Source organism: Terriglobus roseus (assembly GCF_900105625.1).
In the GTDB taxonomy this organism is placed as follows: Bacteria; Acidobacteriota; Terriglobia; order Terriglobales; family Acidobacteriaceae; genus Terriglobus; species Terriglobus roseus_B.
In genome coordinates, this window is sequence record NZ_FNSD01000001.1 from 1,590,768 (window position 1) to 1,609,409 (window position 18,642).

11 protein-coding genes are annotated in these 18,642 nt (G+C 59.9%); 7 read left to right on the top strand and 4 right to left on the bottom strand.

Translation table 11 applies throughout. The features are described 5' to 3' along the window. Window positions 1-139 precede the first annotated feature (139 nt). The 3 genes from treZ to BLW03_RS06510 form a co-directional block, all read right to left on the bottom strand. Complete coding sequence (gene treZ, locus BLW03_RS06500) at window positions 140-1,903, bottom strand: malto-oligosyltrehalose trehalohydrolase (RefSeq protein WP_074652871.1); 1,764 nt, start codon at window positions 1,901-1,903, stop codon at window positions 140-142. A gap of 74 nt (window positions 1,904-1,977) precedes the next feature. Next, window positions 1,978-4,704 carry a malto-oligosyltrehalose synthase gene (gene treY / locus BLW03_RS06505; protein ID WP_348270835.1) on the bottom strand — a complete coding sequence of 909 codons (2,727 nt, stop codon included), beginning with the start codon at window positions 4,702-4,704 and terminating at the stop codon, window positions 1,978-1,980. 159 nt (window positions 4,705-4,863) lie between these two features. Next, the gene (locus BLW03_RS06510; RefSeq protein WP_139285123.1) at window positions 4,864-6,747 is read right to left on the bottom strand and encodes a glycoside hydrolase family 15 protein; all 1,884 of its coding nucleotides are present in this window, start codon (window positions 6,745-6,747) and stop codon (window positions 4,864-4,866) included. A 216-nt stretch (window positions 6,748-6,963) separates the two neighbouring features. On the opposite strand from BLW03_RS06510, the gene BLW03_RS06515 reads away from it, so the two are divergent. The 7 genes from BLW03_RS06515 (at window position 6,964) to BLW03_RS06545 (ending at window position 18,112) form a co-directional block, all read left to right on the top strand. Further along, window positions 6,964-9,111, top strand: a complete 2,148-nt coding sequence (locus tag BLW03_RS06515; RefSeq protein ID WP_074652872.1) for a maltotransferase domain-containing protein — start codon at window positions 6,964-6,966, stop codon at window positions 9,109-9,111. After that, window positions 9,108-12,347 carry a maltose alpha-D-glucosyltransferase gene (gene treS / locus BLW03_RS06520; protein ID WP_074652873.1) on the top strand — a complete coding sequence of 1,080 codons (3,240 nt, stop codon included), beginning with the start codon at window positions 9,108-9,110 and terminating at the stop codon, window positions 12,345-12,347. The genes BLW03_RS06515 and treS overlap by 4 nt, the downstream gene beginning before the upstream one ends. Further along, entirely contained in the window at window positions 12,344-13,597 is a 1,254-nt protein-coding gene (locus BLW03_RS06525; RefSeq protein ID WP_074652874.1) for a hypothetical protein, read from the top strand. The genes treS and BLW03_RS06525 overlap by 4 nt, the downstream gene beginning before the upstream one ends. 48 nt (window positions 13,598-13,645) lie before the next feature. Continuing rightward, window positions 13,646-14,374: a hypothetical protein gene (locus BLW03_RS06530; protein ID WP_074652875.1), complete on the top strand. Its 729-nt coding sequence runs from the start codon at window positions 13,646-13,648 to the stop codon at window positions 14,372-14,374. Window positions 14,375-14,460: 86 nt separating this feature from the next. Continuing rightward, window positions 14,461-16,776, top strand: coding sequence for a xanthine dehydrogenase family protein molybdopterin-binding subunit (locus BLW03_RS06535; RefSeq protein WP_074652876.1), 2,316 nt, complete (start codon window positions 14,461-14,463; stop codon window positions 16,774-16,776). Further along, window positions 16,773-17,255, top strand: a complete 483-nt coding sequence (locus BLW03_RS06540) for a (2Fe-2S)-binding protein (RefSeq protein ID WP_074652877.1) — start codon at window positions 16,773-16,775, stop codon at window positions 17,253-17,255. The genes BLW03_RS06535 and BLW03_RS06540 overlap by 4 nt, the downstream gene beginning before the upstream one ends. Continuing rightward, a complete protein-coding gene (locus BLW03_RS06545) occupies window positions 17,252-18,112 on the top strand; it encodes an FAD binding domain-containing protein (RefSeq protein WP_074652878.1) in 861 nt (286 codons plus the stop codon). The genes BLW03_RS06540 and BLW03_RS06545 overlap by 4 nt, the downstream gene beginning before the upstream one ends. On the opposite strand, the gene BLW03_RS06550 is transcribed toward BLW03_RS06545, so the two are convergent. Then, on the bottom strand, window positions 18,109-18,606 hold the full coding sequence (locus BLW03_RS06550) for an HNH endonuclease (protein WP_074652879.1): 498 nt from the start codon (window positions 18,604-18,606) through the stop codon (window positions 18,109-18,111). The two genes, BLW03_RS06545 and BLW03_RS06550, sit on opposite strands and share 4 nt — an antisense overlap. Between the last annotated feature and the right edge of the window lie 36 nt (window positions 18,607-18,642).

The following is an 18,642-nucleotide window of genomic DNA, read 5'->3' on the forward strand; positions in this document are numbered from 1 at the left end:
CTACACAATGGTACGAACCACGGGCGCGAAAGTTTCTCTCCCGCTGCTGATTTCCGCCAAATCGGGACATCGCGGCAGCAACGCAAACGGCGAAAGCGCCCCTCGCAGGGCGCTTTCGCAGATCGAACCATGTTCGCCTTTATTCCGGCGGATCCTGATCCAGCGGCTGCGGCGGCCAGTGATAGATGGCCACGCTGCATGGCGGCACCATGACGCAGTCCCCATCGCGCGCCGGGGCGACGTCGCTGCTGAGCAATAGCTCCGAACCGGGCTCCACGGCGAACGCGGTCGGGTTCTCAGAGAAGTTGATCATGGTGCGAATGTTGCCGCGGTCGGTGTAAAGCCAACGTCCCTCTTCGCTGTGCTGCACCACCATACGGCTGAAATCGCCGAGGTTTAGCGCCAGCGTTCTGCGACGCAGGTGGATCAGATCGCGATACCACTGGAACATCTCGTGATGCTTCGGATCCTCAAGTTCGCTCCACTTCAGCTTTGACGCCTCAACCGTAGCAGGGTCCTCTGGACTCGGCACATTTTCCGACCAGCCGAAGTGCTGGAAGTCGCGCTTGCGTCCTTCGCGCACGTTCTTCCGCAACTCCTCTTCCTGGAAGTCTGCGAAATACATCCACGGTGTCGCCGCAGCCCACTCCTCCCCCATGAAGATCATGGGCAGGAATGGCGCCGTCATAACGACGGCCGCTGCAAGCTTCGCCTTCTGCATGCCAACCAGATGTTCCAGGCGCTCGCCGTTCGCGCGATTGCCGATCTGGTCATGATTCTGGATGTAGCCAAGGAAGCGGTGATAGCTGATCTTATGCACCTCGCGCCCATGATTGTGCTGGCGGAAGCGGGAGTAGCGGCCGTCGTAGAGAAACACCTGCCGAAGCGTGGTGGCGAGCTGCTCAATGGTGCCGAAGTCCTGGTAATAGCCGCTCTGTTCCTTGTGGATCAGTGTGAACAGTGCGTGATGGAAGTCGTCACTCCACTGCGCATCCAGGCCGAATCCATTCGCCTCACGCGGCGTCACGAACTTGGGATCGTTTAGATCCGTTTCGCCGATCAGGAAGAGAGCCCGCCCCAGTGCAGCCGAAAGATCTTCCACCTCGCGTGAAAGCTGCTCCAGGAAGTGCATGGCGCTCCGGTCGATGAGCTCATGCACAGCGTCGAGTCTCAATCCATCGAAGTGATATTCGCGGAGCCACATCAATGCGTTGTCGATGAAGTAGCGGCGCACCTGGTCGCTGCCACCCTCTTCGAAATTGATGGCGGCGCCCCATGGCGTGTGGTGTCGTTCCGTAAAGTACGGACCGAACATTTGCGTGTAATTACCGGCTGGGCCGAAGTGGTTATAGACCACGTCCAGGATGACGCCAAGCCCTTTCTCATGGCACGCATTCACAAAGCGCTTCACAGCATCCGGGCCGCCATAAGACTCGTCCGGAGCGTACGGCGCTACACCGTCATAACCCCAGGAAAACTTACCTTCGTAAGAGGCGATTGGCAACAGTTCGATGTGCGTGATGCCCAGATCACACAGGTAGGCCAGCTTCTCAATAGCACTGTCCAGCGTGCCGCCGTCCGTGAAGGTCCCGAGGTGCATCTCGTAGATGACGGCAGAGGGCAGCGGGCTTGGACGAAACTTTTCGTCCGTCCAGGGGAACCTGCCGTGATCCAGCACGCGCGACAGGGAATGAACATCCTTCGGCTGCCAGAACGATCGCGGATCTGGGTAGGGCTTCGTGTCATCGTCGAGCAGGAAGCCGTAGTCGCTGCCATGCTCGGCTGCTTCGACATCGGCCTTCCAGAAGCCGCGCTCCGATGGCCCTTCCATTGGATACGCGACCCCATCGACCTGCACTGAGACCTTTCGCCGCTGTGGTGCCCAAACTGAGAAATGATGCATGTTCCCGTCCTCTCCCTTGCGACTCTGTGGGCCGCTTGCCGATCCTGCCTTTGTGGTTGGGCGAGCTGCGTTCGCTACGCGGCTGCCTGCGGCGCCTCTGCCCTGCGTACGTCCTCACCCGCGGTCCTGTCACTGTCGTGCACTAACAGCGCAACGGGAAATCCATCCAGCAAGGTGCTGATACGAATCATCGATCCGCCCTCATGTACCTGGCCGCTCAAGCGGTCGGTCCAGCGGCCAACTGGCAGTTGCAGAGAGGTACCGCTCCAGTTGTCCGTCAACAGATGCGGGAATCGCGGGGCAATCGCAATCACGTCTCCGGACCGCCGATAGGCAATGACGTGATCTGCCTTTGGCCCATGTACTTCCATCGGAGAGTAGCTGCCACTGGCATCGAAGGATGTGGGCCGCTCCAGCCGCAGCTTCAGTGCCTGCGTGATGAGCCAAAGCTTCGGCGAGCCCTCCTCGAAGTGCTCGACCGCGTACTGCGCTGCGTCGGACCAGTTGCGGCTCGTGAGTTCTGCAAGCATCGCTCGTCGCAGATCGTAGTCCACGGGTCGGCGGTTATCCGGATCGACAAGAGAGTGATCCCAGAGTTCGCCGCCCTGATAGAGGTCGGGCACACCGGGAGACGTGCATTTCAGCAAGGTCTGCGATAACGAGTTGATGCGGCCGTCGCGCTTGATACGCTCAACGAATCCCTGAAGCTCACCAACGAATGCACCGTCTTCCAGGATGCGTTCCATGAAGGCATTCAGCGCGTCCTCGTAGTCCTTATCGTTATCGAGCCAGGACGTGATGCGCTTCGCCTCGCGCATCGCCTTCTGCATGTAAGCCTTTAGGCGTTCGATATCGATGGGCCACGCGCCGATCAACGTCTGGTAGAGAAAATATTCCGTGTTCGCATCGGGGTACTTTCCGGTGCGGTACTTCGCATTCATACGGGACCACCGCTTCAACACGGCGGCCCAGCGCGCGGGGACCTCGCTCAGAACGGCAAGGCGTGCTCTGACATCATCGCCACGCTTCGTGTCATGCGTGGACAACGTAAGCATCGTCGTTGGGAAGGTGGTCTGCATGTGCGCGTTGTAGCTGTGAAAGTCTGCGATGGTGATGCCATTCAGACCGGGATCGCCGCCGACTTCATTCAGCGACGTCAGACGGTTGTAACAGTAGAAGGCCGTGTCTTCCACGCCTTTCGCCATCACCGGCGAAGTGAACTGCTGGAACCGCGCAACGAATTCCGATTCCTTGTCGCCGGTGACCTTCAGGGTCAGCACGTCGCGCATGAAGTCGAACAGGCCACCATCGATATCGGGCTTGCGGCGCTTCGCTTCTTCGATGGCTTCATGGATGTGAGTAAGGTCTTCGTCGTTGACGGCCATCGCAGGCACAACGTATGTCCGGTAGATCCCGAAGCAGGCTGCAACGTTGCGAATGGCACGGCGAATCTGTGCACGGGTGTAGTCGCGACTGTTGCGGTTCGATTCGCAGATCGCTACGAAGAGGCTCGCCAGCCGATTGACATCGCTGGCGAGCGTCTCCTTGCTGATCTTCGTTTTCTTCTCGAAGGCGATGTCGTGGAAGCTCTCGCTGTCGCGCGCGAATTCACTGTAAATGGCTGTGAGTTTGCGCATGCCATCCGGGTGCACCAGCAAGGCGTTGCACTGGTTCATGTAGTCGTAGCCGCTGGTTCCCTGCACCGGCCAGTCGGCCCGCAGCCACTCGCCGGGCTCCAGAATTTTTTCCGCGACAATCCACGCATGCGGTGCGCGTGCACGCAGGCGTTCAAGGTACTGCTTCGGATCGCGCAGACCGTCCGGATGGTCGATGCGGACACCATCCAGAACACCCTTATCCAGCCAGTAAAGAATCAACTCATGCGTCTCTTCGAAGACGTATTCACGCTCCATCCTGAGGCCGATGAGAGAGTTCACATCGAAGAAGCGGCGATAGCCCAACTCCTGGTCGGACGTCCTCCAGAACGCGAGCCGGAAGTTTTGAGCGTTCAGAAACTCATCCAGAGCATCGATGTTTCCATTCAGTTCTTCAAGAGCTGCATCGATTGAGCGACAGACAGCCTCCTGCTCCGAGCACAGCCGTGTGAGAAGGCCCAGGAGCACCTGCTTGTCGCGATGCCGTGCAAGCTGCACGCTGCGTTCCGTGGAGTCCGGTGCCGGAAGTCGCGCGAACGAGACCGCTAGAAAGTTCAGCGTGTCCGACGGCGCCATCTCCGCGGCGCGCGACAGCAGCGTGGAGAGCGAGCGAGGCGCTACGGGGAACGCCTGCTCGCCATACTGGACGAGGAAGTCCGTTCCCTCACGCACGATTTTGATCTCGCCATTGGAGAGGATCCGGCCATACTGATCGCCAAGCACAGGCATCAGCACCTTATCGCGGAGTTTCTCTTCAGCAGAGTTCCAGTCGATATCGAAAAATGTGGCAAACCGGCTGGATGGACCATTCTCCAGCACGTCCCACCACATACGGTTCTGTCGGTCCACAGACATATGGTTCGGCACGATATCCAGCACCTGTCCCATATGTAGCTCGCCTAACCGTTTCGAGAACGCCGCATGGCCGGCCTCGCCCCCCAGTTCGGTATTCACACGATGGTGGTCGACCACGTCATACCCATGCATCGAGCCTTTACCCGCCTGAAGGTAGGGCGAGCTATAGACATGCGACACGCCAAGGTCTCGGACGTAATCCGCAATGGCACTCGCCTGCGCGAAGGTAAACCCTGCGTGCAGCTGAAGTCGGTAGGTGGAAAGCGGCGTTCGTTGCATGGTCTCTCTCATGCGCAACCCCCTGCACACACAACGCCGCATTAGCAGCGTCGAGCGGCAGAGAGAATGCGGTATCTCTGGCTTAGGTGCGAGGGTCCACAGGTAGGTTGTTCGCCACGCCGCTCTGTGCGCGATGCACTAAGCCCGCACATGCCACTCTGCGCCGCTCTTTCAACAGCGCTGATTTGTGCCGGCGTCCTCGGTCCATGGCCCCTTGGCACCGCTTAAAATTACCGCCGCATGGGCCATCGTAAGGTGGGTAAACGCCTGCGGGTAATTACCGACCTGCCGCTTTCCGACCGAATCGTACTCTTCTGCGATCAGCCCCAGCGGGTTTCGCAACGCAAGCAGTTTTTGGTAGAGCGCATGTGCCTCGTCGCCACGTCCGCTGAGATAGAGCACACTCACCAGCCAGAAAGAACACGCCAGGAAGGCCCCCTCACCAGCGGGTAATCCATCCGAACCGTCCGATGTGTCGTAGCGCAACACCAGGCCATCCTTCACCAGGCGTCCTTCGATCGCAGCGATCGTTCCCTGCACGCGAGGATCGCTCGCCGGAAGAAAGCCCACCAGTGGGATACGCAGCAGGGCGGCATCGAGCGCTGTCGAACCGTAGGCCTGAACAAAGCTATTCAGCTTCTTATCGAAGCCTTTTTCGCAAACGTCCGCGTGGATCTCATCGCGCACCTTGCGCCAGTTTTCAATGCGCTTCTCGATCTCCGGATCCTCCGGCTGATCGCTCTCATCATAGGACCTGATGGCCCGCTCGAAGGCGACCCACGCCATCATCTTCGAGTGCACAAAGTGCTGCTCCGGCCCGCGGACCTCCCAGATTCCGGAGTCCGGCTTATCCCAGATCTCAACGAGGTGGTCTAGCATATTGGTCACCAGGGCGCGAATCGCTGGTGACCACAGATCGTCGTCTCCCACGGGCACGCGCGCCAGCGCCGAGATCACCTCGCCATAAACATCGAGCTGTATCTGGTTCGCAGCCTTGTTGCCGATATTGACCGGCTTGGAGTCCTCATAGCCCCGCAGCCAATCGGCAGTCCACTCCGTGAGTTGGCGCTCGCCGGCGATGCCGTACAGCGACTGGATCTGCTGCGCGGAACCGGCGATGGCGCGCAGCAGCCAGCCGCGCCAAGCCAGCGCTTCCTCAGTGAAACCTTCGTGCAGCAGCACCAGCAAGGTGAAAGCGGTATCGCGCAGCCAGCAGAAGCGATAGTCCCAGTTGCGCTCCCCGCCGATCAGTTCCGGCAACGACGTTGTCGGAGCCGCGACGAGACCTCCTGTGGGTCGATACGTTAATGCTTTTAGCGTGATGAGCGAGCGCTCGACACACTCGTCATACTGTCCGCGATACTTGCGTTTGTCCGTCCACTCCAGCCAGAACTTCTCCGTGTCCTCATATGCACCGTAGGCATCAAAGCTCGCCGGATCTTCCTCGAGGGACGAACCATACGAGAGTACAAAGCAGATGCTCTCGCCTTCATGCACTTCGAAGTCGCTGACGGTGCTGAGATCTTCCCCGTGCAGCGGTGCTTCCGTGCGCAGCACGACGAGCTCAGGCCCGGCGATGGCGCGCACGTGATGATCGACACGCTCTACCCAGGGGATGGTGCGTCCGTAGTCGAAGCGCAGCACCAGATCCATACGCATCTTTACAGTGCCACGGATGCCGCGCACAATTCGCACCACGTCTGAGTGCTCTCCGCGTGGCGGCATGAAGTCTGATACCAGCACCTCGCCGTTCTGCGTCACCCATTGCTTTTCCACAATGAGGGTGTGCGGCTTGTAGCGCCAGTCTTCCCCTGTAATCGTTTCTTCATCTGCCGGCTTGATCTTGAAGTAGCCGTTGTCCGCCGTTCCCAAAAGCGCCGCAAAGCAAGCACCGGAGGAAAAGTTGGGCCAGCAGAGCCAATCCACGGAACCGTCCTTGCAAACCAGAGCGGCCGTCTCACAGTCGCCGATGAGGGCATAGTCTTCAATACGTGCGGCATGGAGCGGCGCGGCGTCGATTCCAGTAGTGGGCGCTTTCTCGGGAGTCTGGTTCAACGGGAACATCCAGTGCCGGAGACACGAGGAACGCTGCCGGACGCTGTCGTTCTGGTGCGGGCAAACGCCGCTGGTCTATCCCGCATCTGTACGACTGCGCTTGTCCGCATTCGTTTTGCTGTCCTGCAGTCGTGCATTGTGTCACTCAGGGTCATACCGGCTTGGATGCGCGCCGATGTCACGCGGACGTGACGGATCAGCGCGAAGGAGAATCGTTTGAAGCCGAACGACGGTCGTAGCCGTGTTGTGATTGAGGATGTGAAACCGGAGATCGATTGCGGTCGCCATGCCGCAAAACGAGTTCTGGGAGACCACGTCCGCGTAACAGCGGTCATGTATTCCGACGGGCACGACCACGTTGCCGGGCGGCTGATGTACAAGCGCGCCGACGAACGCACGTGGCGCTATGCTCCCTTCCGTGAGCTCGGCAACGACATCTGGGAGGCCGGGTTCGACGTCGATGCGCTGGGCCCCTGGACCTACACGGTGCAGGCGTGGGTCGACCACTTCGGTACATGGGTGCATGACCTGCACAAACGCATCGACGCGCAGGAAGTCCCCGGTGTCATGGATGCCGCCGATGGCTCGCAGGCTGGCGGCGCGGAGCAGAATGAGGGAGTCAACGCCGTCGACCAGAACACGGTCGCTGCCCAGCAGTTATCGGGCAAGCAGCCAGGGAGCAACTACGGCTCCAGTGCGCGGCCCGAGAGCGACGTTGCGCTTGCCTTGCGCACCGGCGCGGTCCTGCTGGACCAGGCCTCAGCACGTGCACGTGACGCCGAGGCGCGCACGCTCAAGGGCACAGCCAGCACGTTGCGTTACATGGCTGAGAAGAATTCACTCTACTACGACTTTCCTCTCAGCGAAGATTGCATCCGGCTCTGCCTGGAGTATCCGGACCTCAGCTTCGCAACCACCTACGAACGTGAGTTACCACTCTGGGTCGATCGGGAACGTGCTCGCTTCTCTGCCTGGTACGAATTCTTCCCGCGGTCGGCGGGCGCGCCGGGTGTTCACGGAACCTTGCGTGATGTTGCATCACAATTGCCGGAAGTGGCGAAGATGGGCTTTGACATCGTCTACATGCCACCCATTCATCCCATCGGCACCGCTTATCGCAAGGGCAAGAACAACTCCGTCAAGGCTGAGCCCGGCGATGTGGGCAGCCCCTGGGCGATTGGTGGATCCGACGGCGGCCATAAGGCGATCCTTCGAGAGCTGGGGACCTTCGCGGATTTCGCCGCACTCATGGAAGCCGCGCGGGCCAACAATCTTGAGATTGCGCTGGATATTGCCTTCCAATGCGCACCGGAACATCCGTGGGTAAAGGAACACCCGGACTGGTTTAAGATCCGGCCGGATGGATCGATCCAGTACGCCGAAAACCCTCCGAAGAAGTATCAGGACATTTATCCGATCAACTTCGAGTCTTCCGACTGGCGCGCATTGTGGAAGGAACTCTACTCGGTCTTCGCGTTCTGGATTGATCGTGGAGTGAAGGTCTTCCGTGTGGACAATCCACACACCAAGGCATTGCCGTTCTGGGAATGGTGCATCGCGGAAGTGCGCAAGGAGCACCCCGAGGTTATCTTCCTGGCGGAAGCCTTTACGCGGCCGCACGTGATGTACGGTCTGGCAAAGATGGGCTACACACAGAGCTATACCTACTTCAGCTGGCGTACAGAGAAGAAGGAGCTCACGGCCTACATGACAGAGATCACTACGGCTCCGGTTAATGAGTTTTTCCGCGGTAACCTATGGCCGAATACGCCAGACATTCTGCCTGAGTTCCTGCAGACCGGCGGACGTCCCGGATTCGCTCAGCGCGCAATCCTTGCTGCCACCCTCGGCGCGAACTGGGGTGTATACGGCCCCGCATTCGAACTCTGCGAGCATGAACCGGCTAAGCCAGGCAGCGAGGAGTACCTAAACAGTGAGAAGTACGAGTTGCGTGTGTGGGATCGTGACGATCCCAGGAGTCTGGCACCGCTGCTGACGCAGCTGAACCAGATCCGAAAGGCGCATCCCGCGCTGCAGCGGGACGACACGCTTCACTTCCACAACATCAGCAACGACCAACTTATCGCCTACAGCAAACGACTGGGCGACGACATCGTTCTGATGATCGTCAATCTGGATCCGCATAACCTCCAGACAGGTTGGACTGACCTTGACCTCGCCTCCCTGGACCTGCCGATCGCCGGTGCGTATGAGGCAGTCGATCTGCTCTCCGGCGAGATTTATCAGTGGCAGGGAACCGGGAATTACATCGCGCTCGACCCGGAAAAGTCGCCGGCACACATCCTCGTACTACATCCGAAGCATCTCTCCGAAATGACAGCCGGGGAGAGCACGGAAGATTGAGCGCAGCCATTACACGTCCGAAGCGGAAGAAGCCAGGTAGCGCCACAGACCCGTTGTGGTACAAAGACGCGGTCATCTACGAGTTGCACGTCAAGGCCTTTGCCGACGGCAACAACGATGGCATCGGCGATTTTCCCGGCCTGCTGACCAAGCTGGACTACCTGCAGGAGCTGGGTGTTACCTGCATCTGGCTGCTGCCATTCTTTCCTTCGCCTCAGCGCGATGACGGCTACGACATCAGCGACTACCTGAATGTCAATCCTGCCTACGGCACAATTGATGACTTCAAGGCATTCCTTGCGGCGGCACATGTGCGTGGCATGCAGGTGTTGATCGAACTGGTGATCAACCACACCAGCGACCAGCATCCGTGGTTCCAGGCGGCGCGAAACTCTCCTAAGGGATCACCTGAACGCGACATGTATGTGTGGAGTGACACGGACAAGTTGTACGAAGGCGTCCGGATTATCTTCACCGATACGGAGAAGTCGAACTGGACATGGGATCCAGTGGCCCAGCAGTACTACTGGCATCGCTTCTTCTCACATCAGCCGGACTTGAACTTCGACAATCCGCGCGTGATGGAAGAAGTGCTGAATGCCATGCGCTTCTGGATGGATATGGGCGTCGACGGCCTGCGTCTCGACGCGATTCCCTACCTCGTTGAGCGAGATGGCACCAGCTGCGAAAACGTTCCCGAGACCCACGTAAAGATCAAGCAGATCCGCGCCGCGATCGACGCGGAGTACGAGAACCGCCTGGTGCTGGCCGAAGCGAACATGTGGCCCGACGACGTTCTGCCCTACTTTGGCGACGGCGACGAGTGTCAGATGGCGTTCCATTTCCCGCTGATGCCGCGCATCTACATGGCGCTGCGCCAGGAAGATCGCTTGCCGATTACGGAAATCATGGCGCGCACGCCGCCCATTCCGGACAATTGCCAGTGGGGTCTTTTCCTTCGGAACCATGACGAGCTGACGCTGGAGATGGTTACGGACGAAGAGCGCGATTACATGTATCTGGCCTACTCGGCGGATCCGCGTATGCGCATCAATGTCGGCATCCGACGTAGACTCGCACCGCTTGTCGATAACAACCGCCGTCGTATTGAGTTGCTCAATTCGCTTCTGCTGTCATTCCCGGGTACGCCGATCCTCTATTACGGCGATGAGATCGGCATGGGCGACAACATCTACCTGGGCGATCGCAACGGCGTTCGCACGCCCATGCAGTGGAACAGCGATCGCAATGCCGGTTTCAGCCGAGCAGTGCCGGCGCGCCTCTACTCGCCCGTGATCATGGACCCCATCTGGGGCTATGAAGCGATCAACGTGGAAGCGCAGGAGAGCGATACCTCGTCGTTGCTGCACTGGACCCGCAACATGATCGCCCTGCGTAAGCTCTTCCAGGTTTTCGGCCGCGGATCGCAGGAGTTCCTGAAACCCGAGAACCGTAAAGTGCTCGCCTATGTGCGCGAGTACGAGACGGAACGCGTGGTCTGTGTCGCGAATCTTTCGCGCTTCGCGCAACCGGTCACACTGGACCTGTCACGCTTCGCCGGTATGGTACCGGTCGAGATGCTGGGATATGTCCCCTTCCCCAAAATCGACAGCTCACCCTACGCCCTGACACTTGCGCCCTACGGCTTCCTCTGGCTGGAACTCCAGCCGGCACCCGATGTGGATACGGAGGCCGCACCACCGGAGATCAAGGACACAGAATTGCTGATTCCTGCCGCCGACCTTGCCGGTGCCGTGACAGGTGCCGGAGCGGAGTTACTGCAGGAGACCTTCCTGCCGAAGTTCCTGCAGTCGCAACGCTGGTTCGGTGCAAAGTCGCGCACGGTGAAAAATGTCTGCATCACCGATGTGCTGCCGATCGATGACATTGATGCTGCCGTGCTCCTGCTACGCATCGACTACACCGAGGGAGACAGCGATCTCTACTCAGTCCCCGTCGCTGCAGTGAGTGGCGACCATGCTGAGGACCTCCGCGCTGAAGCTCCTCTCAGCATCATCGCCGGCATGCAGATGGGCGCGAACCACGCGGGTGCACTCGTGGATGCACTGGTCATCCCGCAGGTGCGGGACGCGTTGCTGACAATGATCGGCTCTGGCGAAGAGAAGATAACGCGCTGCGAGGGCACACTGCGCGGTGAGGCCAGTTCCGCGTTCTCATCGCTGCGTGGCGAAGGGGAGATTCCGTCACGTCGCGGCTCTGCGGAGCAGAGCAACACTTCACTGCTGTATGACGGCAAGCTGATCCTCAAGATCTTCCGTCGCCTGCAGACTGGTGAAAACCCTGACGCAGAGATCGGTCGCTTCCTGACAGAAGTTGCTCATTTCGAACACATCGCACCCTTCGCGGGACAGTTGGTGTACACCGCAAAGGATAGCGGAGAGACCACAACCATCGGCCTGCTGCAGGGCTTGGTGCCGAATGACGGCGACGGATGGGAATGGACCCTTGCACAGATTGAGGAGTCGAAGCACGGCACCTCAACCGGATACATTGAAGCAGCAAAGCTGCTTGGACAGCGCACCGGTCAGATGCATGTCGCACTGGCTACATCGACAAAGAATCCTGCCTTCGCCTGCGATGGTACTGACGCGGCGGCATTGGATCGCGATGCGACACGACTCGAAGCCCAGATTGCCATCGCAATCAATGCCGTCAAGAATCGCTTTGCGGCATTGCCAGACGAACTGCTGGGACCCGCGGCAACATTGCTCAGCAAGCGAAAAGACATGCTGGCGATGGCGGACCGCTTACGACGCGTCGCTGGTGCGCAGGCGGGCATACGGATCCGCATCCACGGGGACTACCACCTGGGCCAGGTGCTTCGGACCCAGGACGACTTTGTCCTGCTGGACTTTGAGGGTGAACCCGCACGCTCGTTGGAAGAGCGCCGGGCAAAGCAGTCGCCGTGGCGTGATGTTGCCGGTATGATCCGCTCTTTCTCTTACGCGGGTGCCGCTGGTTTCGGCACTGGAGAATCGGATGACCGCACGGACTGGGAGCGCGCCGCGTCAGACGCCTTCCTGCAGGGCTACCGCGAGGGTGCCGAAGGCATTCCCGCTGCGGAAGAGGCAGTCGCGAAAGAATTGCTGCGTGCTTTCCTGCTGGAAAAGGCGCTGTATGAGATCGTGTACGAAGTGAATAACCGTCCAGACTGGATTGCGATTCCGCTCACCGGCATCCTGGACCTGCTCGGCACGGCTGGAGACGAAGCATGAGCACAGCCCCAACAGGCGTAACTGCAGAGTTAGAGACGCGCAACGAAGAGCGCGCGGCCAACACAGCCGCGGCCATCGAAGTCGTGGTGTGCCTTGGCCCCTGGTACGAAGATGCACCCGGCGAATCCCTGTCACCATTGCTTCAGACCCTTAGCCAGGCACTTGGCGAACGCGCATCGAGCGCGATGATTGCCTACCCGGCTTCCGACTCTCATGCTCGGTCCTGGCAGCAGGAGGGTCTGCTACTGCAGCCCTATCAGCCGTCGACGAAGATGCGCGAACTGGCGATGCAGACCGCAACCAGCTATCTCAGCCTCTACGAGATCATGCGGGCGCACGAGAGTTTCTGCGGGCTACTGCTGGGAGCGGAGGCGCAATCGCTGCAACCGGCAGCCATTCACGGCATGGTGGAAGCAATTTGCGATCGGGGCGCGGACGTTGCGATTGCACGCTACGACCTCACGCCGAACGAAGGCCTGGTTAACGCGTCCATTCTTTACCCCTTAACGCGCGCAGTCTTTCAGGTGAAGGCCACTTTTCCATTAGCACTTGACCTGGCAATGTCGACCCGCATGGCGGAGCGCATGGCAACAGCAGCGCAGCGGTGCACTACGACCGGGCAGCTGGAGGGGCTGGTATGGCCGGCCGCAGAGGCAGCCACCGCCGCCTTTACCCTTGCAGAGGTAAGCGCTGGTGTGCGGCAGTTGCCACATCCCACCGGCGGTGATCTGTCATTCATTCTGAACACGATTGCGTCATCCCTCTTCTTGGATATCGAGGCGAAAGCCTCTTTCTGGCAGCGCACGCGTCCCACATTACCGCTGCTGGCGATTGACGCAGTTCCCACACAGACGCCTGCTGCGGATCCGGTCGGCCCGGAAGAGATCAAGGAACTTATTGAAGGTTTCCGCATCGCGTACGGCAACCTGCACGAGATCTGGTCGCTTGTGTTGCCGCCGCAGACATTGCTGGGCTTGAAGCGCCTGTCGCGCTTGCCGGTCGAGGAGTTCACCCTGCCGGATGCACTGTGGGTCCGCATCATCTATGACTTTGTACTGGCGCACCGTCTGCGCACCATCAACCGCAACCACCTGATGGGTTCGCTGACACCGCTGTACCTGGCCTGGGTTGCGTCGCATATCATCGCGGGCGCGAATGGGTCGTCACTTGACTCACTTGCTCGCGCCTTTGAGGCAGACAAGCCTTACCTGGTTTCACGCTGGCGTTGGCCAGACCGCTTCAACCCGTAGAGCTTTCGTCCTTTTGGGCACGACCGCACCGGACAGGAGACCCGCATCATGTTTTCGCAAGTCAAGTACGCACTCTCAGATTCGTTCAGCCGCGTGCTGACCAAGTTGGCCGTGTTTCTTCCCGGCCTGCTCGCGCTCATCGTCGCAGTTGCCCTGCTCACACTCATCGGCGCCGGGCTTGCGTGGGGTATCCGCGCCATCCTGGTCCGCATGAAATTTGACGAGCGTGTGGCACGCGATAACTCAGCCGGCGTAACCGATTGGGCCCCATCGCACAGTCCCACGCTCCTGGTGAGCCGAGTTGTGTTCTGGGCCTGTGTTCTGCTTGGTCTCGCGATCGGCATCTCAGCCTACGACGCCGCAGGTACCAGCGACCTCGCACCCTTCCTTTTGCCGTATCTGGCTCACTCGGTTGGCGCCTTCATCATCCTCATCGCCGGCACCATCGTGGCGCGCTACCTCTCGCGCTCCGTGCTGATCAGCGCCGTCAATGCCAAGCTTAACTATGCCCGAGCGCTGTCGCTGGGTGTTAAGTGGTTAGTGCTCGTGTTCACGGGCGCCATGGTGCTTGACCACCTGCAGATCGGTGGCCTGATCGTCGAGCTCGGCTTCGGCATCCTCTTCGGTGGAATGGTTCTGGCACTGGCGCTCGCGTTCGGCCTCGGCTCACGCGACCTTGTCGCGCGGTCGATCGAGCGCACAGCCGACCGTGCCGTCCCTATCGATCGTGCAACAGAACGTACGACCGAAACTTCCCGCACACTGCGCCACTTCTAACCTCTGCATCACCACCACAGCGCGCGGTCGCGATATGCGACCGCGCGCTTTGCTATGCTTGAACAACTTTTCGTCCAGGTGTCCGCATGTCCTTTCCACTCACCGCGCAGACCTCTACAGCCCCCGTGGGCAAGAACGTGGTGCGCAAGGAAGGCATGGGGAAGGTGCTGGGCCGCGCACGGTACGTGGACGATCTGGTGCTGCCGAACATGCTGCATGGCGCCACCGTTCGCAGCAGCATCGCACGGGGCCGCATCACGAACATCACCTTTAGCGACGCGATCGACTGGAACGAATTCGTGATCGTCACGGCGAAGGACATTCCCGGCAAGAACACCATCGTGCACCTCGCAGAAGACCACCCCTGCCTCGCCGATGGCTTCGTCAATCATCCGGAAGAACCAATCCTTCTAATCGCGCACAGGGACAAAGCTGTGCTGCACCATGCTATTGCGTCTATCCAGATCGACTACGAATCCATGCCCGGCGTCTTCACCGTTGAAGAGAGTGAAACGCAGGAGACGATCATCTGGGGCGAGGACAATACTTTCAAGAGCTACCTGATGGAGAAGGGTGACGTCGACGCTGCCTTCGCCACAGCGGACTTCATCGTCGAAGGCGAATACCGAACCGGTGCGCAGGAACAGCTCTACATCGAGAACAACGGCTGTATCGGAGAGTGGAGTGACACCGACGGCATAACCGTCCATGGCAGCATGCAGTGCCCGTATTACCTTCATCACGCATTGATGCTCGCGTTCGATCTGCCTGCGGAGAAGTGCCGCGTGATTCAGACAGAGACCGGCGGCGCCTTCGGCGGGAAAGAGGACTTCCCTTCCGTCATTGGCACGCACGCCGCACTTCTCGCGAAGAAGGCCGGCCGCCCTGTGAAGATCGTCTACGATCGCGGTGAAGACATGGCCGCAACCACCAAACGGCATCCTTCGCGCACACGTCATCGCACGGCTGTCAGTAAAGAGGGCAAGCTCCTGGGCTGCGAAATTGATTTCGCGATTGATGGCGGTGCGTACATGACGTTGTCACCCGTAGTGCTTTCGCGTGGCACCATCCACGCCGCGGGCTGTTATCACTGGCCCGCAGTGCGTATTCGCGCCAAGGCTATGGCCACGAACGTACCGCCACATGGTGCCTTCCGAGGCTTCGGTGCACCGCAATCGCTCTTTGCTCTTGAGCGCCACATGGACAAGATCGCGAAGGTCGTCGGCATCACGCCTGAAGAATTGCGCCGACGTAACTTCCTGCATACCGGCGATGAAACCGCGACCTGCCAGGTGGTAAAGGATCCCATCGATCTTGACGCGATGCTGACGAAGACGCTGTCTGCCGCGGAATTCCATCCGAGGCAGGCTCGCTTCGCGATCGAAAACAAGACATCCCCTATCAAGCGCGGCATGGGCTTTGCAAGCTTCTTCCACGGTGCAGGTTTCACCGGCAGCGGCGAGCGCCGTCTCAACTCTCTTGTAAAGCTTGAGGTGGATCACGAAGGTCGGGTCATCCTGCTCGTCTCCTCGACGGAGTTCGGTCAGGGCACCAATACGATCCTTTGCCAGGTCGCCGCGCAGTCGCTGAACATCCCCTATGAGCAGGTGCTGATCGCGCAGCCGGACACACATCGCGTACCGAACAGCGGTCCTACCGTCGCATCGCGTACGGCCATGATCGTCGGCAAGCTCGTCGAGAATGCCTGTGCCAATCTGCTGGCGACACTGCAGTCAACGCCCGATGGCTTAGGAGAGACGTACTCGCCGCAGCAGTTCTGCGCGGCTGCCCTGCACTATCGCAGCAAGCACGGGTCACTCGAAGCGGAAGCACGCTACAAGTCGCCGGGCGACATCTTCTGGGACGACGAGAAGTACAAGGGCGAGGCATATCCCGCATTTGGCTGGGCGATCTATGTCGCCGAAGTCGCCGTCGACACGCGTACGTATCAGGCTACGTGCACAAACTTCTGGGCCATGCAGGAGGTAGGGAAGGTACTGCATCCCGTGCTGGCCGCAGGTCAGATCGAAGGTGGCGTCGCCCAGGGCATCGGCTATGCCATCTACGAGAAATGCGAGTGGCGCGAAGGCGCTCTGAAGAATAATCAGATGACGAACTACATCATGCCTACCAGCGCGGACCTGCCGAACATTCATGTGCTCTTCGAAGAGATCCCCAGCATTCATGGGGCCTTTGGCGCCAAGGGTATCGGCGAACTACCGATGGACGGGCCTGCCCCGGCAATCCTGAACGCCATTGAGGACGCGCTTGGCATCGCCTTCAATGAGTGCCCACTGCTGCCCGAAGATATCTTCGAACGCATGACGCGCACGGACGAAGGTGGCAGCGAAAACCTTGAGCCAACCGTTGCCGGTCCATACTTCAGCGAGTCCAACGCATGAGCGCCATCACCCTGAAGATCAACGGCGAAGAGCATCGCATCGACGTCCCGCCCATGCGGCGCCTCCTCGACGTGCTGCGCGAAGATCTGCAGCTCACCGGTGCGAAGGAAGGCTGCGGCGAAGGCGAGTGCGGCTCCTGCTCCATCCTGATGAATGGCAACCTGGTGAACAGCTGTCTGGTTCCTGCGATACAGGCCAGTGGCGCGGAGTTGATAACTGTGGAAGGCATGGCTCGTGAGGCGCGTCTCAGCCCGATCCAGCAGTGCTTCCTCGAAAAGGGCGGGGCCCAGTGCGGCATCTGCACGCCGGGCATGATGCTTGCCACGCATCACCTGTTGGAGAAGTATCCGCACCCGACGGAAGAGCAAATCCGCGAAGGACTGGCCGGTAATCTGTGCCGCTGCACGGGTTATATGCGCATCTTTGAGGCTGTGCGCGAAGCCGCCAACTTTGTGCCCACCACGAGCCTCACCGCATGAGGTCGAACGCCGCAGAGTATGAAATCATCGCGCCCGGCTCGCTGGACGCCGTGCTCAATGCCCTGGCGTCAGAGAGGTTGACTCCGATTGCCGGCGGCACAGAAGTTATGGTGGCGCTGGGTGCTGGCAGACTTGCGCCGAAGAGATTCATCAGCCTGCACAACATCTCCGAACTGCGCTTTATCGATGACTCTGCGCCGATGTTGCGCATTGGTGCCGGCGCAACGTTTACCGACATTCGCCGCAGTCCCGTCATTGCAGAACAGTTCCAGTTGCTGGCGCAGACCGCAAGTTGGACCGGCTCCATCGCGAATCAGAACCGCGGCACCCTTGGTGGCAACATCGCCAATGCATCCCCTGCTGCCGACACCCCGCCTGCGCTGCTCGCCTACGATGCAGAGCTGGAACTGATCTCGATACGCGGCACACGCATCATGCCATACAGCGAATTCCATCTTGGATATAAGCGAACCGCCCTTGCGCCGGACGAGTTGATCTTCGCTGTCCGATTGCCGTGCCGCTATGCAGGCCATACGCAGTGGGGGCGCAAAGTGGGCACGCGGAATGCGCAGGCAATCTCAAAGATTGCGCTGGCCGCAGTCGCGAGGATGGAGAACGGTCTCTTCGCGGAGATTGCTCTCGGCGCGGCAAGCCTGCGTGATCGTCCGTCGCGCCTGCCGGCAACCGAGGCAGCGCTGCTGGGCTGTGATCCACGCGATACTGCAACCGTGGCAACCGCGAAACAAGCACTAGCGACCGAGGTAGCTCCCATCGATGACATCCGCTCGACCGCGCGCTACCGCTCGGCGGTGGCGGCAAACCTGTTAGAGGAATTGCTGCTCCACTGCGGCGCTTAGGCTGCACGTTCAGCTTCGAGCATGGCTGCAACCTTTGCCTTGCGAAGGCGCTCACGAAGCGCAGCCGTGGCCGTCCGGTGGCAGCGCAGGCAGAGTGTGCGAATGTTAGCAAGGTCGCACTCCCCGCCACCTTCCACCACCGGGACGATGTGATCGGCATCCCAAAGGCTCTTGCGGATGCGCGTCTTGAAGCCCCAGTGCCGCATCAGTTCTTCCCGACGTGGCCCGCGGGAGCGCTTCAGCGATCGTAGCGCCGACATGGTGTCGATGCCGCATCCGCAGCAGCGGCCCTTATCCCTTTTGTAAACGTGCTCGCGCAGATAGGACGGCTGCGAGCGCAGCTTCCACTCATGTACGCAGAAGTCGCTGCAGAAGGTGAAGCGCCGCTTCGGGACCTCGAGGTTGCACCAGCGGCACAGACCGCGACCATTAGGACCGCGCGGATGATCCTTGCGATCAACCCATCCACCAACGATCGTGCGCGCAGTACTCACAGAACTATTTTGCCCTGCAAGCACTGCGCGCCAAGA